This window comes from Caulobacter endophyticus (assembly GCF_003116815.1).
GTDB classification, from domain to species: domain Bacteria; phylum Pseudomonadota; class Alphaproteobacteria; order Caulobacterales; family Caulobacteraceae; genus Caulobacter; species Caulobacter endophyticus.
This window is the reverse complement of sequence record NZ_QDKQ01000056.1, coordinates 48,838-66,664: the sequence shown is the minus strand read 5'-3', so window position 1 is coordinate 66,664 and position 17,827 is coordinate 48,838. Positions and strand designations below refer to the sequence as shown.

General features: G+C 68.0%; 16 protein-coding genes. 7 read left to right on the top strand and 9 right to left on the bottom strand.

Going from position 1 to position 17,827, the window contains the following annotated elements; all coding sequences use genetic code 11:
* The first annotated feature begins 104 nt into the window (after positions 1 to 104).
* Positions 105 to 1,862, top strand: coding sequence for a class I adenylate-forming enzyme family protein (locus tag DDF67_RS15930; RefSeq protein WP_109101841.1), 1,758 nt, complete (start codon positions 105 to 107; stop codon positions 1,860 to 1,862).
* Between the two features lie 861 nt (positions 1,863 to 2,723).
* Here DDF67_RS15930 and recG read toward each other — a convergent pair.
* Positions 2,724 to 4,799 carry an ATP-dependent DNA helicase RecG gene (gene recG, locus DDF67_RS15925; RefSeq protein ID WP_109101840.1) on the bottom strand — a complete coding sequence of 692 codons (2,076 nt, stop codon included), beginning with the start codon at positions 4,797 to 4,799 and terminating at the stop codon, positions 2,724 to 2,726.
* Positions 4,800 to 4,899: 100 nt separating this feature from the next.
* On the opposite strand from recG, the gene DDF67_RS15920 reads away from it, so the two are divergent.
* A complete protein-coding gene (locus tag DDF67_RS15920) occupies positions 4,900 to 5,628 on the top strand; it encodes an alpha/beta fold hydrolase (RefSeq protein WP_109101839.1) in 729 nt (242 codons plus the stop codon).
* 5 nt (positions 5,629 to 5,633) lie between these two features.
* On the opposite strand, the gene DDF67_RS15915 is transcribed toward DDF67_RS15920, so the two are convergent.
* From DDF67_RS15915 to tcyJ, 4 genes are all read right to left on the bottom strand, one after another.
* Positions 5,634 to 5,945 carry a hypothetical protein gene (locus DDF67_RS15915; protein WP_109101838.1) on the bottom strand — a complete coding sequence of 104 codons (312 nt, stop codon included), beginning with the start codon at positions 5,943 to 5,945 and terminating at the stop codon, positions 5,634 to 5,636.
* A gap of 63 nt (positions 5,946 to 6,008) precedes the next feature.
* On the bottom strand, positions 6,009 to 6,749 hold the full coding sequence (locus DDF67_RS15910; RefSeq protein WP_109101837.1) for an amino acid ABC transporter ATP-binding protein: 741 nt from the start codon (positions 6,747 to 6,749) through the stop codon (positions 6,009 to 6,011).
* The gene (tcyL, locus tag DDF67_RS15905) at positions 6,746 to 7,399 is read right to left on the bottom strand and encodes a cystine ABC transporter permease (RefSeq protein WP_109101836.1); all 654 of its coding nucleotides are present in this window, start codon (positions 7,397 to 7,399) and stop codon (positions 6,746 to 6,748) included. Before tcyL ends, DDF67_RS15910 begins: the two co-directional genes overlap by 4 nt.
* A 3-nt stretch (positions 7,400 to 7,402) precedes the next feature.
* Positions 7,403 to 8,200, bottom strand: coding sequence for a cystine ABC transporter substrate-binding protein (gene tcyJ, locus DDF67_RS15900; protein ID WP_109101835.1), 798 nt, complete (start codon positions 8,198 to 8,200; stop codon positions 7,403 to 7,405).
* A gap of 169 nt (positions 8,201 to 8,369) precedes the next feature.
* On the opposite strand from tcyJ, the gene DDF67_RS15895 reads away from it, so the two are divergent.
* Positions 8,370 to 9,857, top strand: a complete 1,488-nt coding sequence (locus DDF67_RS15895) for a M48 family metallopeptidase (protein ID WP_109101834.1) — start codon at positions 8,370 to 8,372, stop codon at positions 9,855 to 9,857.
* 43 nt (positions 9,858 to 9,900) lie between these two features.
* On the top strand, positions 9,901 to 10,386 hold the full coding sequence (locus tag DDF67_RS15890) for an SRPBCC family protein (RefSeq protein ID WP_158278065.1): 486 nt from the start codon (positions 9,901 to 9,903) through the stop codon (positions 10,384 to 10,386).
* Here DDF67_RS15890 and DDF67_RS15885 read toward each other — a convergent pair.
* The gene (locus tag DDF67_RS15885) at positions 10,373 to 11,488 is read right to left on the bottom strand and encodes a beta-ketoacyl-ACP synthase III (RefSeq protein WP_109101933.1); all 1,116 of its coding nucleotides are present in this window, start codon (positions 11,486 to 11,488) and stop codon (positions 10,373 to 10,375) included. The genes DDF67_RS15890 and DDF67_RS15885 overlap by 14 nt on opposite strands.
* A gap of 309 nt (positions 11,489 to 11,797) precedes the next feature.
* Here DDF67_RS15885 and DDF67_RS15880 point away from each other — a divergent pair, with 309 nt between their 5' ends.
* On the top strand, positions 11,798 to 12,334 hold the full coding sequence (locus tag DDF67_RS15880; protein WP_109101832.1) for a porin family protein: 537 nt from the start codon (positions 11,798 to 11,800) through the stop codon (positions 12,332 to 12,334).
* Between the two features lie 72 nt (positions 12,335 to 12,406).
* On the opposite strand, the gene DDF67_RS15875 is transcribed toward DDF67_RS15880, so the two are convergent.
* On the bottom strand, positions 12,407 to 12,805 hold the full coding sequence (locus DDF67_RS15875; RefSeq protein WP_233247673.1) for a DUF805 domain-containing protein: 399 nt from the start codon (positions 12,803 to 12,805) through the stop codon (positions 12,407 to 12,409).
* Between the two features lie 148 nt (positions 12,806 to 12,953).
* On the opposite strand from DDF67_RS15875, the gene DDF67_RS15870 reads away from it, so the two are divergent.
* Both DDF67_RS15870 and DDF67_RS15865 read left to right on the top strand, forming a co-directional pair.
* Positions 12,954 to 13,340 (top strand): hypothetical protein, encoded by a 387-nt coding sequence (locus DDF67_RS15870; RefSeq protein ID WP_109101830.1) that lies wholly within the window; start codon positions 12,954 to 12,956, stop codon positions 13,338 to 13,340.
* A complete protein-coding gene (locus DDF67_RS15865; protein WP_109101829.1) occupies positions 13,337 to 14,266 on the top strand; it encodes a sterol desaturase family protein in 930 nt (309 codons plus the stop codon). Before DDF67_RS15870 ends, DDF67_RS15865 begins: the two co-directional genes overlap by 4 nt.
* 60 nt (positions 14,267 to 14,326) lie before the next feature.
* On the opposite strand, the gene DDF67_RS15860 is transcribed toward DDF67_RS15865, so the two are convergent.
* Complete coding sequence (locus DDF67_RS15860; protein ID WP_109101828.1) at positions 14,327 to 15,649, bottom strand: oligogalacturonate lyase family protein; 1,323 nt, start codon at positions 15,647 to 15,649, stop codon at positions 14,327 to 14,329.
* The gene (locus DDF67_RS15855) at positions 15,646 to 17,610 is read right to left on the bottom strand and encodes a rhamnogalacturonan lyase (protein WP_158278064.1); all 1,965 of its coding nucleotides are present in this window, start codon (positions 17,608 to 17,610) and stop codon (positions 15,646 to 15,648) included. The genes DDF67_RS15860 and DDF67_RS15855 overlap by 4 nt, the downstream gene beginning before the upstream one ends.
* Between the last annotated feature and the right edge of the window lie 217 nt (positions 17,611 to 17,827).

The following is a 17,827-nucleotide window of genomic DNA, read 5'->3' as shown; positions in this document are numbered from 1 at the left end:
TTCCCCTATCGTCCAAACGACCGTTTACATCGGCCGCCCGGGCGTGCTTACTCGACGGAAACGCGCCGCTCGAACGAGCGCGATCGACACCGGGAGAGTAACGAATGACCCAGGCCGCTCAGGCGCCTACCCCTGTTCCATGGCCAGCCATGTCGGTGAAGCAGGCCTACGCCCTGATCACCGCCCCCGGATCGGCCGGCGAGATGGAGGAGGTGGTGATCCGCGGCGTGCCGACCCGGACCTGGAAGAACCTCCCGCCCACGCTGCGCCACACCCTGCAGGTCGGCCGCACCCACGGCGACAAGATCTACCTCGTCCACGAGGACGAGCGGGTCAGCTTCGAGGCCTTCTACCGGGCGGTGACGGCCTTCGCCGCCGAGCTGGAGGCCAAGGGCGTCCAGAAGGGCGACCGGGTCGCCCTGATCATGCGCAACCTGCCCGAATGGCCCGTGGCCTTCTATGCGGGCCTGTCGATCGGCGCGATCCTCACGCCGCTGAATGCCTGGTGGACCGGGCCGGAGCTCGAATACGGCCTCACCGACTCCGGCGCCTCGGTGGCGATCATGGACGTCGAGCGCTTCGAGCGCCTGGCCGAGCACTTCGACAACTGCCCGCAGCTCAAGCGCGTCTACGTCTCGCGCAGCAAGGAAGACATCGCCCATCCGTACGTCACGCGTCTGGAAAGCGTGATCGGCTGTCCAAACGACTGGATCAAGCTGGAGGAGCGCCCGCTCTCCAACGTCGAACTGGGTCCCGAGGACGACGCGACGATCTTCTACACCTCGGGCACCACGGGTAAGCCCAAGGGCGCCCTGGCCACCCATCGGGCCGTCAACAGCAACATCTTCGCCGCCGCGGCCGCTTCCGCGCGCAGCTTCCTGCGCCGCGGCGAGGCCCCGCCCCAGCCCGATCCCAGCCTGCCGCAGAAGGGGGCGCTGATCTCGGTGCCGTTCTTCCACGCCACCGGCTGTTTCGCGGTGATGAACCCCTCGCTGTTCGGCGGGGCCAAGATGGCCATGATCCGCAAGTGGGATCCCGAAAAGGCCATGCAGCTGATCCAGGACGAGAAGCTGACGCAGATGGGCGGCGTGCCCACCATCGCCTGGCAGATCATCGAGCACCCCAGTCGCGACAAGTACGACCTGTCGTCGCTCGAGGCCGTGGCCTATGGCGGCGCGCCCTCGGCCCCGGAGCTGGTGCGCAAGATCAAGGAGATCTGGCCCAAGTCCTCGCCGGGCAACGGCTGGGGCATGACCGAGACCTCGGCGACGGCCACCTCCAACTCGGCCGAGGATTACGAGAACCGCCCCGAAAGCTGCGGTCCGGCCGTGCCGGTCACCGACCTGAAGATCATGACCCTGGAAGCTCCCTACGAGGAGCTGCCGATCGGCTCGGTGGGCGAGCTTTGGTGCAAGGGGCCGCAGGTGGTGAAGGGCTACTGGAACAAGCCCGAGGCCACGGCCCAGACCTTCATCGACGGCTGGGTGCGCACGGGCGACCTGGCGCGGCTGGATGAAGAGGGCTTCTGCTACATCATCGACCGGGCCAAGGACATGCTGATCCGCGGCGGCGAGAACATCTACTGCATCGAGGTCGAGAACGTCCTCTACGACCACCCGGCCGTGATGGACGCCGCCCTTGTCGGCGTCGAGCACAAGACCCTGGGCGAGGAGCCCGCCGCGGTCGTCACCCTCAAGCCCGGCGCCATCGCCACCGAAGACGAGCTGCGCGCCTTCGTCGCCGACCGCCTCGCCGCCTTCAAGGTGCCCGTGAAGGTGATCTTCTGGCCCGAGACCCTGCCCAGGAACGCCAACGGCAAGATCCTGAAGACCGAGCTGAAGAAGGTGTTCGTCACGGGGTAGGGGGCGTGGATCCTCCCCCTGAAGGGGGAGGCGGCCCGAAGGGCCGGAGGGGGCAGCGCCGGCGCTAAGGATTACCGTCCCCAGCTTGGGCAGGGCTGGCAGCCCTCCCGGAGCAAGACCATACCCCACCCGTAAAATCTCCGCGAAAGCGGGGATTTTACGGAAGGTGGGTCGGACGGGGATAGAGCAGCGTGGATCCCCGGCGTTCGGCGCAAAGACCTGAACGCGATCAACCGTTTACAACTTTCTCAAGCGCCTGGATCAGACGCGCTGAATCCCGCCGCATAATCATTGGGTCCCGTCGCAGGGAGAGGGCGCAAGGATCCGGCCCGAAGCGTGCGACGTGGATGCGATCGAGCGGGGCTGAAGGAGCGGCGTGAGCCGGGCCTGAAGGCTTAAATGAGGATGGGGGACGTAAACCCATCCATCGGGAGCTTGCCTGACTAGGCTCCCGCCCGTCCAAGGGTCCGCGCCGCCATGCACGCCTGGCCGCCAAGAAACGGGGCGCACTGCATGGGGAAGGGGCACAGGGCGGAAGAGGCCCGCGCGTCCCGGCCTGAGGCGTAACGATCGCGCGGGGCGTTCAAGCTTCGTCGAAACGGTACTTAGAACTCACACATCCGGGCGAGGCCCGGACGCCCCGCGCCCTCTCCATAAGCTCTGCGCAATCGCGCGAGAGGCCGAAGTCGCGTGTCCAAGATCCTCCCCCCGAAGGGGGAGGTGGCCCGGAGGGCCGGAGGGGGAAGTGACTGATGAGATCAGTGCTCCCGCCCAAGCAGCAGTCACCTCCCCCTCAGTCGCTCCGCGACAGCTCCCCCTTCAGGGGGAGCATTTCGATAGACGGGCCGGAGGGCTGGCGCCTCACCCCGCGTCGTTCAGGCCCGACGCCGGCTTCCAGTCGAACAAGGCCTGCAGGGTCCGCACCGCCTCGCCGCGCGGCGAGGCCAGCGCCGGGTCGCGCGCCAGGATCAGGCGGGCGTCGTCGGCGGCGACGGCGATCAGGTCGCGGTGGGCGACGGGATCGGCCAGGCGATAGGCGGGAAAGCCGCTCTGCTTGAGGCCCAGCGGGTCGCCGCCGCCGCGCAGCTCCAGGTCCTTCTCGGCGATCTCGAAGCCGTCGTCGGAGCGCCGCAGGATGTCGAGCCGCTGCTGGGCGACTTCCGAGAGAGGCGGGTCGTACAGCAGCACGCAGGAGCTTTCGCGCATTCCCCGACCCACTCTCCCGCGAAGCTGATGAAGCTGCGCCAGGCCGAAGCGGTCGGCGTGCTCGATGACCATGATGCTGGCGTTGGGTACGTTGACGCCCACCTCGACCACGGTGGTGGCCACCAGCACCCCGACCTCGCCGTCGACGAAGGCCTGCATGACCGCGTCCTTCTCGGCCGCCGGCATCTGCCCGTGCACCAAACCCACGCGCGACCCCAGAACCTTCCTCAGGTCGGCGGCGCGGTCCTCGGCGGCGCGCAGGTCGACCTTCTCGGACTCCGAGACCAGCGGGCAGATCCAGAAGGCCTGGGCGCCGCCCTCGATGGCGCTGCGCAAACGATCGACGATCTCGGGCACGCGCGGCGTCGGCGCGGCGCGCGTGGCCACCGGCGTTCGCCCCGGCGGCTTCTCGTCGATCCGCGAGACGTCCAGGTCGCCGAACACGGTCAGCTCCAGCGTGCGCGGGATCGGCGTGGCCGACATGGCCAGCAGGTGCACCCCTTCACCCTTTTCCTGCAGCCGCCGGCGCTCGTTGACGCCGAAGCGGTGCTGCTCGTCGATGATGGTCAGGGCCAGGCTCTTGAAGGCCACGTCGTCCTGGAACAGGGCGTGGGTGCCCACCGCCACGGCCGCCGAGCCGTCGGCCAGCTTCTGCAGCTTGGCGGCGCGGGCGCCGCCCTTGTCGCGGCCGGTCAGCAGCACGACCGCCAATCCCTGCGCCTCCAGCGGCGGGGCCAGGGTTTCGTAATGCTGGCGGGCCAGGATCTCGGTCGGGGCCATCAGGGCCGACTGGAAGCCGGCGCCGGCCGCGTCGGCCATGGCCAGCATGGCCACGACGGTCTTGCCCGAGCCGACGTCGCCCTGCAGCAGGCGGCTCATCCGCTCGCCATGGGCCAGGTCCCCGCGCACCTCAGACAGCGCCCGCACCTGGGCGCCGGTCAGGCGGAAGGGCAGGGCCTTCTCGGCCGCCTCGGCCAGCGGCCCCGAGACGATGCGCGGCCCCGGCTGGGCGCGCTTGCCGGCCTTGCGCTGCGCCAGGGCCAGTTGGTGGGCCAGGAGTTCGTCATAGGCCAGGCGCCGGCGGGCCGCCGACATCGGCGACAGGTCGATCTCGCCCTCGGGGCCATGCAGCCGCTCGAAGGCCTCGCGCCAGGGCGGCAGGCTCTCGCGCGCCATCCACGCGGCGTCCTGCCACTCGGGCAGCGGCTGGGCGCGCGACAGGGCCTCCAGCGCGAACTTGCGGAAGGTGCGCGAGGGCAGGCCCGCCGTCGCCGGATAGACCGGCTCGATCGCCGGAATCTCGTCGATCCGCTCGGCTTCGAGCATGTAATCGGGGTGGGCGACCTGAATCTCCGACCCGAACCGCTCGACCTTGCCGCTGACGGCCCGGCGCGCGCCGACCGGATGCTGACGCTCCAGGTGCGGGCCGTGGCCCTTGAACCACACCAGGGTGACGAAGCCGGTGTCGTCCCAGCCCCGGATCCGCCAGGGCTGGCCCGAGCGCTGCGGCGGCAGGTGGGCGTCGATGGTGACGACGAAGGTCTGGACCTGGCCGTCCTGGGCCAGGGCGGCCGTGGTCGCGGTGCGCCTGATCAGGCTCTGCGGCGCGGTGAACAGCACGTCGCGCACGATCGGGCCGGCCAGTCTCTCGACCAGCGGGGCGACGCGCGGCCCGACCCCCTTGAGGGTCGAGATCGCGGCGAACAGGGGAAAGAGCGACTCGGGACGCATCGCCGTCAGGATAGACAAGCCGGGGTGTTCTCGTCCCGTTCGCCTTGCGCGAAATTGTGGACCAGCCTGACTGGCGGTCCCCTTGTCCGGAGACTCGCCCATGCCCTTCGCCACCCATCGCGGCCAGAAGATCCATTACACGGTGGAGGGGCGGGGACCGCTGGTGGTGCTGCAGCACGGGCTGTTCATGGACGCCGAAAGCTGGCGGGCGAACGGGTTCGTCGCCGCCCTGGCCGATCGCTTCACCGTGGCCTGCGTCGATTCCCTGGGCCATGGCCTCAGCGACAAGCCGACCGATCCGGCGCTCTACGCCCAGGACCAGCGGGCCGGCGACATCGTGGCGGTGCTGGACGCCCTGAGCGCGGAGAAGGCGCACCTCGTAGGCTATTCGATGGGCGGCTGGATGGCCGTGGGCGTGGCCAGGTACTATCCGCGGCGCCTGGCCTCGCTGACCATCGGCGGCTGGGATCTGGCGAACGGCGTGCCCAAGGGGCCGTCGGGTCCGATCCGCTTCGATATCTTTTGGGGGTTCAGCCAGCAGGTCGCGCCGGCCCTGGTGAGCTGGGTGACGCCGGAGATCCTGCCGGGCGTCCAGGCTGCGTTCGAGGCGCTGAACACGCTGGACGGCGCAGCCGAGGCGGTGCTGGGCGCGGGCGCGCCGGTGCTGCTGTGGGACGGGACGGCGGATCCCTATCACGCGCCGTCCCAGGCCTTCGCGGCGGCCCATGGGCTGCCGTTCCTGTCGACGCCGGGCGATCACCTGCAGGCGATCATGACGCCCGCGCCCGACGTGGTCGTGAGGCTCGGCGAGTTCTTCGCCGAGGCCTGACGGGATCAGTCTTCCGCTTGCGCGGCGTTGCCGGCCGGCGACAGTTCCGCCAGCAGGTCGGCAAGTTCGTCGGCGCGCGAAGCCCCCGACACGTTCAGGCGCGTATACAGGTGCTCGGCCCCGTGTTTCTCGGCCGCTTCAGCGAAGCCGCGGGTGGAGTCGTGCAGATTGTTGGCCTCGCCGGCGAACACCACGACGCCTTCGGCGTTCACGTAGAGATAGTTGCCGGCGATCGTGGTGCGCGGGTCGCGATCCTCGGCCAGCTTGTAGCGATAGACGGCGCCGGAGACGCCTTTCAGGTCGATGTAGGTTTTCACGAATCCTCGCCTCTAGACACACGCGGCGTAGCCCGGGAGGGGTGGCGGGCGCCAGAGGCTAAATTATGGCTGCAAGCTTCGCAATTTACTGAGAAACCTTCGCGTTCGATCTTCTCGTGGTTCGGAGAACAGCGTCGCGGACGGCCCCTGCTCAAGGATCACGCCCTCGTCCATGAAGATCGTCCGGTCGGCGACCTCGCGGGCGAAGTCCATCTGGTGGGTGACGATGACCATGGTCCGCTTCTCGGCGGCCAGGTCGCCAATGACCGCCAGCACCTCGCCGACCAGTTCGGGATCCAGCGCCGAGGTCGGCTCGTCGAACAGGATGACCTCCGGGTCCATGGCCAGGGCCCGGGCTATGGCGCAGCGCTGCTGCTGGCCGCCTGAGAGGGCGCCGGGATAGGCGTCGGCGCGATGGGCCAGCCCCACCTTGGTCAGCAGCTCCAGCGCCCTCCGGCGGGCCTTGGCGGGCGGATCGCCGCGCACGACGATCGGGGCTTCGGCCACGTTCTCCAGCGCGGTCTTGTGCGGGAACAGGTTGAAGTTCTGGAACACGAAGCCGACGCGGCCCTTCAGGGCGCGGGCCAGAGGCGTCTTGCCGCCGGCCTGCACGCCGGCGATCGACAGGCTTCCGCCGTCCAGCGCCTCCAGGCCGGCCAGGCACCTCAGCAGGGTGCTCTTGCCCGAGCCGCTGGGGCCGATCACGGCCACCACCTCGCCGGGGGCGAGCGTCAGGTCTACGCCGTTCAGCACGGCGGTGTCGCCAAAGCGCTTGGACAGGCCCCTGGCCTCGATGGCGCTCATCGACGGGCCTCCGCGCGGCGTTCCAGCCATCCCTGGCCCAGCGCCAGCAGGCTGGAGAGGATCCAGTAGATGGCCGCGGCGCTGAGGTACATGGCGAAGATCTCGTACGTCCGGGCGGTGATCAGCTGGGCCTGGCGGAACAGCTCCGGCACCTGGATGGTCGCGGCCAGCGAGGTGTCCTTCACCAGGCTGATGAAGCTGTTCGAGAGGGGCGCGACGGCGGTCCGGGCGGCCTGGGGCAGGATGATCCGGCGCATGGCCTGGCCGCGGGTCAGGCCCAGCACCGCGGCGGCCTCCCACTGGCCCTTGTCGACGGCGGCGATCGCGCTGCGCAGAATCTCGCCGGCGTATGCGGCGACGTTCAGCGAAAAGCCGATCCCGGCCGCCAGCAGCGGCGGCAGCTCCAGTCCAAGCTGCGGGAGGCCGTAATAGATCAGGAACAGCTGCACCAGCAGGGGCGTGCCCCGGAAGGCCGAGACGTAGACGGCCGCCGGCCAAGCCAGCAGCGGCGAGCGCGACAGCCGCATCAGCGCCAGGCCAAAGCCCAGCAGCAGGCCCAGGCTCATGCCGATCACGCTGAGCAGCACGGTATAGACCGCGCCCTTCAGCAGCAGCGGCGCCGACTGGGCGATGAGCTCGGCCGCGTTCATGGCCTAGCGTGTCACGTCCAGGGCGAACCACTTCTGCGAGATGGCGGCCAGGCGTCCGTCGGCCCGCAGGGCCTCGATGGCTTCGTCCACCAGCACCTTCAGGGCCGGGTCGCGCTTCATGACCACGCCCTGGCTCTGCGGGGCGAAGGCCGGCCCCGCGGCGACCAGGTCGGGGGCGGTCTTCAGGAAGTCGGCGGCGACCAGGCGGTCGTTCAGCACGGCGTCGATGCGGCCAGCCCGCAGGTCCTGGTATTTGGTCGGATCGTCGTCATAGGTGCGGATCTCGGCCTTGGGCTGGTTCTGGCGCAGCCACTGCTCGTAATGGGTGCCCAGGCCCACGCCGACCTTCCTGCCGGCCAGGTCGGCCGGGCCGGCGACGCCCGTCTTGCCCTTGGGCACGATGATCAAGATGCCCGACACCGTATAGGGCCTGGAGAAGTCGTACTTGGCCGCGCGCTCGGGCGTGATGGTGATCTGGTTGATGACGACGTCGGTGCGGCCCGATTCCAGCGCTCCCAGCAGACCGGCGAACGGCGCGGCCACGAACTCGGGCTTCACCTTCATCTGCTCGGCCAGGGCCTTGGCGAAGTCGACGTCGAAGCCGGTCAGCTGGCCGTCGGCGCCCTGGAAGTTGAACGGCGGATAGGTGCCCTCCAGGCCGATGCGCAGGGTCTTGGTCGCCTCGACCCGGGCCGCGCCGCTCTGGCCCGCGCCAGCGTCCTTGCCGCCGCAGCCGGCCAGGGTCAACGCGCCTCCGGCCCCCAGGCCCAGCAGGATGTCACGGCGGGCTGGGAATCGCATGGCGGGCCTCGAAGCGAAGGTCATCGGCCCAGTTCTATACCGCTGCGCCGTCGCCGCCAGGGGCCAAGGCGTCTGCGACGCAAGGCCAGCGCGACCTGACGGCGATTTAACCTGACGCGGGCGTCCGGCTCTGGCTTGCTGCTGCAGGTTTGCTTCTCGGGGGAGACGTATGGCGCAGAACTTCGATCCGGCTGCGGCGACTGCGGCCTACCTGGCCCAGCTGCCGCCCGAGGCGCACGCCCGGGCAAGCGCCTATACCCACGGCGGTCACTGGCTGCTGCTGTGGGGGACGCTGGTGGCGCTCCTTGTCGCCTTCCTGATCGTGCGCAGCGGGGCGCTGACCGCGCTCCGACGCAAGATCGAGGGGCGGCGCAGTCGGCCGATTCTGGCCAGTTTTCTGGTTGGCGTGGTCTATCTGGTCGTCGACAGCCTGTTGTCTCTGCCCTGGGCCGCCTACAGCCAGTGGTGGCGGCAGAAGCAGTACGGCCTGACCAGTCAGGCCTTTCCAGGCTGGCTGGGCGAGGGCGCGATCTCCCTGGCCATCACCGCCGTGATCGGCGGCCTGTTCTTCACCGCCCTCTACGCCCTGATCCGCAAGGCGCCGCGCACCTGGTGGCTGTGGGGCGGCGGGCTGACCGCAGTCTTCATCGCCGCCGCCATGTTGCTGGCGCCGCTCTACATCGAGCCGATCTTCAACAAGTATACGCCCGCGCCGGCCGGTCCGGTCCGCGACGAGGTGGTGGCCATGGCCAGGCAGGTCGGCGTGCCGTCCGACAAGATCTTCATCTACGACGGCTCCAAACAGTCCAACGCCTATACCGCCAACGTCTCGGGCCTGTTCGGCTCAGCCCGCGTGGCGATGAGCGACACCATGTTCAAGAAGGGCGCGGACATCGCCGAGGTGCGTGGCGTGGTCGGGCACGAGATGGGCCACTACGCCCGTCACCACTCACTATGGATCGCCGGCGTCATGAGCCTGCTGGCCGTCCTGGCCTTCTTCCTGGTCGACCGGCTGTTCGCGCCGGCCGCGCGCCTGCTGGGCGGCGAGGAAATCAGGGGCGTGGCCGATCCGGCCGGCCTGCCGGTGCTGAGCGCCGTGATGACCGTGCTCTTCCTGCTGGCGACGCCGGTGACCAGCAGCCTGATCCGCATCGCCGAAAGCGACGCCGACCACTACAGCCTCTCGCACTTCAACGAGCCGGACGGCCTGTCCAAGGCCCTGGTCAAGACCATCGAGTACCGCGCCGCCACGCCGGGGCGGCTGGAAGAGATCATCTTCTACGACCACCCGGCCGTCGGCCGTCGTATCCAGCGGGCCATGGAATGGAAGGCGGCGCATCCTAAGCCGACGGTCGCACTCGACCTCGACGCCCGGGCGTCGTTCAGCGACCATCTTGTCGTCTTTCCGAGAATGCCCGTGGGCATGGACGGGATCGCGCTTAGGGCCGACGGAAGCTGGTTCGAACGGCACGATTTCGGCTGGTCCAAGGGGCGCTACGCCATCGCGGATGGAAAACTGTGCCTGACCGAGGAGCGCGGTTCGCGCCGCTGCTACGCCATCGGTCGCGCCGCTAGCGGCTGGACCCTGGCGCAGGACGCCGGCGCTCCGGTCGCCGTCACGCTGGAGCCGATCGCCCAGGCGGCGACGCCCGGGTGATCCCTTCGGCGCCGTGCGCGTTCCCTCCGCCAGGAGGATGCGTATGGCCCAGCCGATCATCAGCGAGATCACCGTCGAGGCCCTGCCTGCCGAAGCCTTCGCCCGCTTCGTCGGCGACATGGGGCGCTGGTGGCCGATGGCCTACAGCCGCGGCGGCGCGCGCTTCGTCACCGTGCATGTGGAGCCGGTGGCTGGTGGGACCTGGTTCGAGGTCGACAGCGACGGCGCCGAAAGCCCGTGGGGCGACGTTCGCGCCTACGACCCTGGCCATCGGCTGGTGGTCGGCTTCAACGTCGCCTCCGATCGCGGCGTCGAGCCGCTGGAGCGCCAGAGCGAGGTCGAGTTCCGGTTCGAGCCGGCGGGCGAGGGGACCCGAGTGACGGTCGAGCACCGCAATCTCGACCGGCATGGCGACGGCGCGGAAGCCATCCGCCAGGGAATGGCCTCCGACCATGGGTGGCCGCTGATCCTGGCGTCGTTCGCGCGCGAACTCAGGTTCCCGCGCGCCGCGCCGCTCAGCGCTTCCTGACGAACACGGTGCCGGCCGAGTAGCCTGCGCCGAAGCTGCAGATCAGGCCGGTGTCGCCGGGGGCGAAATCGTCATTGGCGGTGTGGAAGGCGATGATCGAGCCGGCCGAGGAGGTGTTGGCGTACTCGTCGAGAATGATGACGTTCTCGCCGGCCTGCGGATCGCGGCCCAGCACCTTGCGGGCGATCAGGTCGTTCATGTTGATGTTGGCCTGGTGCAGCCACAGTCGCTTGAGAGCGGTGGCGTCGAGACCGATGTCGCCGGCGTGCTCGACGATCATTTCGCTGACCATCGGCACCACCTCGCGGAACACCTTGCGGCCTTCCTGCACGAAGAGCTTGTCCCGCGCGCCGATCCCTTCGGGGGCGGCGTTGTTGAGGAAGCCGAAGTTGTTGCGGATGTTGTTGGAGAACTGGGTCTTCAGGCGCGTGCCCAGGATTTCCCAGCCGCCCGCAGCCTGCGAGGCCTCCTCCAGAATCACGGCCGTGGCCACGTCGCCGAAGATGAAGTGGCTGTCGCGGTCCTTGAAGTTCAGGTGGCCCGAGCAGATCTCGGGATTGACCATCAGCACGGCCTTGGCGCTGCCGGTGGCGATGAAGTCGGCGGCGGTCTTGATGCCGAAGGTGGCCGACGAGCAGGCCACGTTCATGTCGAAGGCGAAGCCCTCGATACCCAGGGCCTGCTGCACCTCGATGGCCATGGCCGGATAGGCGCGCTGCATGTTCGAGGCCGCGCAGATCACCGCACCGATCTCCGAAACAGGCTTGCCCCAAGCGGCTATGGCCTGCTGCGCGGCTTTCACGGCCATCTCGGCCAGGATCGAGATCTGGTCGTTGGGGCGCTCGGGCAGATTGGGCCTCATGACCTCGGGGTCGATGATGCCGTCCTTGTTCATCACGTAGCGGGCCTTGATGCCCGACGCCTTCTCGATGAACTCGGGCGAGGACGGGGCCAGCGCCGTGGCTTCTCCGGCCGCGATGGCCTCGGCGTTGGCGGTGTTGAAGCGTTCGACATAGGCGTTGAAGGCGTCGACCAGTTCTACGTTCGAGATGCTGAACGGCGGGGTGAAGAGCCCCGTGGCGGCGATGACGGCTTGATGCAAGGCGGCGGTCCCGATGGGCCGGCGCACGACATGGGCGCGCCGATCTGATCACTGTTTGGACGCGATCAATAGCACGCCCCGCGCCGCCGTCACCTCCCCGGAGGGCGTGTCTTCGCCGCATCGCCCGCGGCTATTCGACCTCCCGCAGCGGAACTTTAGGCTGGCGGCCACAATCACTCGTTCAAATGTCGGAAACGTCACGCAATGGCCCCAAACAGGTCAGGGTACGGTCAAATCCGGGCCTCGTTGCCCCAATACCCAGAGGAGGCTGAGGGAGCACAAGAAATCCCAGTATCAGGAGTAAAAATAATGAAGGTTCTCATGTCTGCGGCTATCGCCGCCATGTCGGTCGCTGCTGTTCCGGTTCTGGCCCACGCTCAATCGAGCTCGCCGGAAATCTATGGCAACCTCGGTTACAACAGCTCGCGCGCCGAAGGCGCCGATACGGGCGCTGTCCAGGGCCGCCTGGGCGCCAAGCTGACCCCGCACTTCGGCGTCGAGGGCGAACTGTCCGGCGGCGTGAAGGACGACAACATCGACCGCGCCGGCGTCCGCTCCAGCATCGAGCAGACCCACTCGGCCGCCGTCTATGGCGTGGGCTTCCTGCCGGTGACCCCCAACATCGACCTGATCGGCCGCGTCGGCTACGGCAACACTCAGTTCAAGCAGAAGCTGGCCGGCGTTGAGAGCAAGTTCGACGCCGACAGCGTCAACTACGGCGTCGGCGCCCAATACAAGTTCGACGACAAGAACGGCGTGCGCGTCGACTACACGCGCCAGCAGTTCCGCGACAACGACGCCGATGACGCCAACGTCGTGTCGGTGGGCTACGCCCGAAAGTTCTAACGCCTAAGGCCCAAAGAAAAAGCGCGCCGCTCTCGTCGAGAGCGGCGCGCCTTGCTGTGTCCGATCGATGCCTCAGGCAAAGGTTTCGGCGGCGTCCTTGATGGTCTGCTTCGGATCGGGGCCGTACTTGTTCGGACCGGTCGTGCCCGGCAGGATGTAGAAGACCAGCAGCACGATCACGCCGATCAGCGGAATCAAGGCGATGAGGATCCACCAGGCCGAGCGATCGGTGTCGTGCAGGCGACGGAAACCGACCGCCAGGCTGGGAATGAAAGTGGCCAGCGAGAAGGCCAGGCTAACCAGGCCCAGAGCGTCGAAGTTTCCGCTCTCCAGGCTCTGCGGACCGCTGATGATCAGGCGCAGGATCGAGATGGCGACGCCGACGCCGAAGGTGAAGAGCGCGAAGAGCCAGTATTCCGAGCGACGAGCGCGTCCCGAGAATTGCGCGTACTTGCGCAGCGGTTCGAACATTAGAGACATAGTTGTTTCCCTTGCCCCGCGTAATGCGTGTGGCTCGCAACTTGAGGGGTGAATCCGGTTGCGTAAACCCCCGTTCTGACGCTTGACGTGATCGCATGGCGGCCAGACCTTCACTCCAAAAGACGGGGAGGAGGCGGCGATGGACAAGGCGCTGCTGATACAGTTGCTGGGCTCGGCGCTCGCCGTCGCCCTGCTGGTGGGGCTGGCGGCCTGGGCGAGGCTGGCGCGGCCGACGGCGCCGCTCGATCAGGAGGCCGCGCGGCGGCTGCTGGCGGACGAGTTTCCGGATCATCGAATCGATGCCGTCTGGATCGGCGGCGACAGCGCCAGCGTCGTCGCCCGGTCGGCGGACCAGGCGCTGGTGCTCTGGCGCAAGGGCGATGGCTACGTGGCCCGTTCTGCGCCCTGGCGTGACGTTGCGGCGGCAGGGGTGGTGGACGGACGGGTGCGCCTGGCGGCCGTCGATGGAGCGCCGCGCCTTTCCCTGGGCGACCGCGCTTGGCCGCCGGCGGAGGCTGCCGCATGAAGCCGGCTTTCGATCCCGTCCAGATGGCGATCCCGTTCTTCGTGATCGCCATTGTGCTGGAAATCCTGCTGGCCCGCTTCGGCAAGGCGCGCGCCAACTACGAGCCGCGCGACGCGGCCACCTCGCTGATGATGGGCCTGGGCAGCACGATCGCGGGCCTGGTGACCGGCGGGGCGGTGTTCGCCGCCAGCCTGTGGGTCTGGGAGCACCGGCTGTTCACGATCCCGATGACCGCCGTCTGGGCCTGGGTGGTGCTCTTCTTCGCCGAGGACCTGACCTACTACTGGTTCCACCGGCTTAGCCATGAACGGCGGTTCTGGTGGGCCAGCCACGTCAACCATCACAGCTCCACCCATTACAACCTGACCACCGCCCTGCGACAGACCTGGACGGGCGGGGTGGCGGGCACGTGGCTGCTGTGGCTGCCGCTGTCGCTGCTTGGCTTTCCACCGGCCATGGTGGCGATCCAGAAGGGGATCAGCCTCGTCTACCAGTTCTGGATCCACACCGAGGCCGTGCGGCGGATGCCGGCCTGGTTCGAGGCGGTGTTCAACACGCCCTCGCATCACCGGGTGCACCACGCCCGCAATGCCCGCTACCTCGACGCCAACTACGCGGGGATCCTGATCATCTGGGACCGCGTGTTCGGCACCTTCATCCCTGAGGACGACGCCGAGCCGTGCCGTTACGGCATCGTGCGCAACCTGCCGAATTTCAATCTCTTCACCAACGTCTTCCACGAGTGGATCGGCATCGGGAAGGATCTGGCGGGAAGCCGCTCGCCGCGCGAGGTGCTTGGCTATCTCTTCGGTCCGCCCGGCTGGAGCCCCGACGGCTCGCGCGAAACTTCCCATACGCTGAAGGCCAGGTGGCGGGCGCGGGAGGAGGGGAAGGGCGAGGCGAACTCAACACTGCCCCATCCGTAATATCCCCGCGAAAGCGGGGGATATTACGGTGAAGAGATCCGTCCAGGTCGGGAGCGAGGGCTACTTCGCCTTCGCCAGTTCCACGGCATAGACGTGGTTGGCGCCGTGCATGTTGGAGCGGAACACCAGCCACTTGCCGTCAGGCGTGAAGTTGACGTTCGGCTCCAGGCGGTAGTCGTGGGCGCTCATGTTGACCAGCTTCTCCGCGTCGATGACGCCAGGGCGGATCAGGTGTTCGGAGTCGGGGGCATGGATGCCGGCGACGTCCGGGACGCCGCGCGGGTGCATCAGGTAAAGCCACTTGCCGTCCGGGGCGTGGGCGACCATCTCGCTGTCGCCGCCGTCGCCGGCGAACAGCTTGCCGTCGGGGCTGGAGTTGAAGTGCACCGACCAGGCGTTGCGCTCGACGTGGTACCAGGCGCGCTTGCCGGTCGCGACCTCATAGCCAGCCACCCAGAAGTCTTCGCCGCGCGGGGTCTGCAGGTCGTACCAGACGGTCTTGCCGTCGGCGCTGAACCATTCGTGCCCAGCGATCTCCATGTTCATGGTGCGCGCGTGGATCTTCACCGGCTTGGCGTTCGGCTGGTCGGTGCGCAGCAGCCACAGCCGGTCGACCTTGTGCCAGGGTCCTTCGTGGCAGAACATCAGCAGGTTCGGCTCGGTCGGCGAGAACTGCAGATGGTTCAGCCAGTCGGTCGCGGCATGGATCACGCGCTTTTCGCCCGTGCGGGTGTCGATGACGAACATCTCCATCGGGATCTTCGACTCGAGCCGCTCGTTCAGCCGCACTTCCTTGGCTTCGGCGAAGGATAGCGGCTTGCCGTCAGGACCGAGCGCCTCGTAGGCGGCCTGATCGAAGCGGTTGTCGCGCTTGAGCATGCCGTCGGGACGGGTCTCGACCTCTGGCTTGGTCACCACGACGCCGCCCAGCAGCGTTTCGTCGGCGTTGATCGTCTGGATGTCGCCGCGATCGAACCTGGCGACCACGCGCACCTTCCTGCTGTCGATGTCGACGGCCTTGACCACCTTGGTCTTGCCTTCCTCGACGATGAAGTAGGCCGAGCGGGTCTTGCGGCCGACGAACAGGAACTTGCCGTTCTCCTCGACCAGCGGCGACAGCTTGCGGGTGGCCAGGTCCACCGTGCTGAGGCCCTTGGGCGTGGCGATGACCAGCTTGTCGCCCTGGGGCGTATAGCCGTTGTAGTTGAAGTAGAGGCTGCTCGATCCCGGCTCGTCCGACAGGCGCACGACACGGTGGCCGGTGTCCTTGTCGATCCATTCGCGCGGCGGCTCGGTTGCAGGAGCCTTGGGGGCCGGCGCCTGGGCGAGGGCGGGCAGGGCGATGGCGAAGGCGGTCGCCAGGCCGATCAGGACGCTCTTCACGGCTTCACCTTGATGGTCACGATGTTGGGACGTTCGGGGTTCTTCATGCCGTGGCCCAGGTAGAAGCTGGTGTGCGGCGGCTGGTTGTAGGCGGTGTTCTGCCAGGCGATGCCGGCGCGATAGACCGGGTCGTGCATCAGCGTGACCAGGCGGCGGTCGGTCGGGTAGGGCGTGACGTAGATGCGCAGGAAGGTGTTGTCTTCCGAGCGCAGGATCACCTCTTCGCGCCAGTCGCCCAGGATGTCGGCCGAAAGGGTCGGCGTGGCCTTGGTGCCGTTGTTGGAAGTCATGCCCTCGGCGTTCAGCAGCACCTTGCTCTCGCCCTTCAGCCAGTCCCACTTGAAGATCTTGTTGCGGTCGAGAAGTTCGCGCAGTTCGTCGCCGTCCCACCAGACGCCGAAGTTCATCTGCGGCGGGTGCTTGACGCCTTCGATCGGCTTGCCCTTCACCGTGTAGAGCGTGCTGGAGTTGCTGGCCCAGGCCTCGGCGCCGGGGAAGCGCGGATCGATGTCGAAGGCCACGCCGCGGCCGGTGTCGCTTTCGGTCGGCGTGGTCCAGAGCACTTCGCCGGTCTTGGCGTCGAGCATGGCCGAGCCGATGCCGCCGTTGGCCTTGGGGCTTTCGTTGACGCCGAAGCGCTCCATGCCCGGACGTTCGGGATCAAGGTCGCCCAGGTGCAGGGCGTCGCCGTGATAGAGCTTGGCGGTCCACAGCGGCTTGCCGTCGGCGTCCAGCGCCATCGAGCCGTAGACGATCTCGTCGCGGCCGTCGCCGTTGGCGTCGCCGATCGCCAGCTGGTGGTTGCCCTGGCCGCCGAAGCCTTCCGGCACGCCGGGGGCGGCGCTGTCAAACAGCCAACGTTGGGTGATCTTGCCGTTCCTGAAGTCCCAGGCGCTGACCGTGGTGCGGGCGTAGTAGCCGCGGCCCATGATGATGCTGGGGTGCACGCCGTCGAGATAGGCCGTGCCCGCCAGGAAGCGGTCGGAGCGGTTGGCGTAGCCGTCGCCCCAGAGCTTGGTCATCTGCTCGGTGGCGGGGGCGTCGGTGGTGGGGTCGCGCGGGGCGGCGAACGGAACGGAATCGAGCGCCGCCCCGGTGCGGCCGTCGAACACGGTCAGGAATTCGGGACCCTTGAGGATGCGGCCCGTCAGCTTGGCCACCATCGCGCCGTCCGGCTTGATCTCGGCGCCGGTCTTGTCCTTGGTCGGGGTCTCGATCGGACCGCCGCGCCAGTCGGCGTTGGCGTCGCCCAGCACCTTTCCCGTGCCGTCGACCGTGCCGTCGGAGGTGCGCACCGCGATCTCGGCGCGGCCGTCGCCGTCGAAGTCGAAGACCTGGAACTGGGTGTAGTGGGCGCCGGCGCGGATGTTGCGGCCCAGATCGATGCGCCACAGGCGCTTGCCGTCCAGGGTATAGGCGTCCAGCAGCACGGGGCCCGTATAGCCCGAGAAGGCGTTGTCCTTGGAGTTGGTCGGATCCCACTTCAGGACGATCTCGTAGCGGCCGTCGCCGTCGAGGTCGCCGACCGAGGCGTCGTTGGCGGTATACTCGTAGGCCACGCCGTCCGGAGTCACGCCGCCCTTCGGCTTGTCCAGCGGGATGGTCAGGAAGCCGTCCTTGAGGGCGGCGGTCTCGGCCACGCTCGGGCCTTCCTTGCCCTTGATGACGGTCTTGAGCGTGTAGCGCGAGCCTGCGACGCCGGTCTTGTCGACGAAGTTGGTGGCGAAGGCGAGCGGCTTGGCGTTCAGCTTCTTGCCGTCGCGATAGACGTTGAAGGCCAGGGCCAGCGGATCATCGCCGCTGATGCGCCACGAGACCAGCACGCCCCCGTCGATGGCGGGGGCGGCGACCAGGCCCCGGTCGAGGTATTCGACCTGACGCGGGGCGGCGAGGGCGGGCAGCGCCAGCAGCGAAACGGCGGCCGAAGCCAGCATGGCGGCCTTGCGAAGGCGATGAGGCATTTTGCTTCCCCCCGAGGGATTATGCGCGTTGTTGGGCCGATCTTCGCACGCCGCCCGAAAGTCGCAAGATGTTTCCCATAAATTGCGGTGTTGTTTCATATATTGGAACTTCGATCTTGCGGGTTGAGTTTGGGCCGCAATTTCGCTTCGCGGTTTGATCCAGGCGGGCCAGATTGCGGAAGGGACAGTTTTTCTGCGGGGGCGACCTGAGAAAACT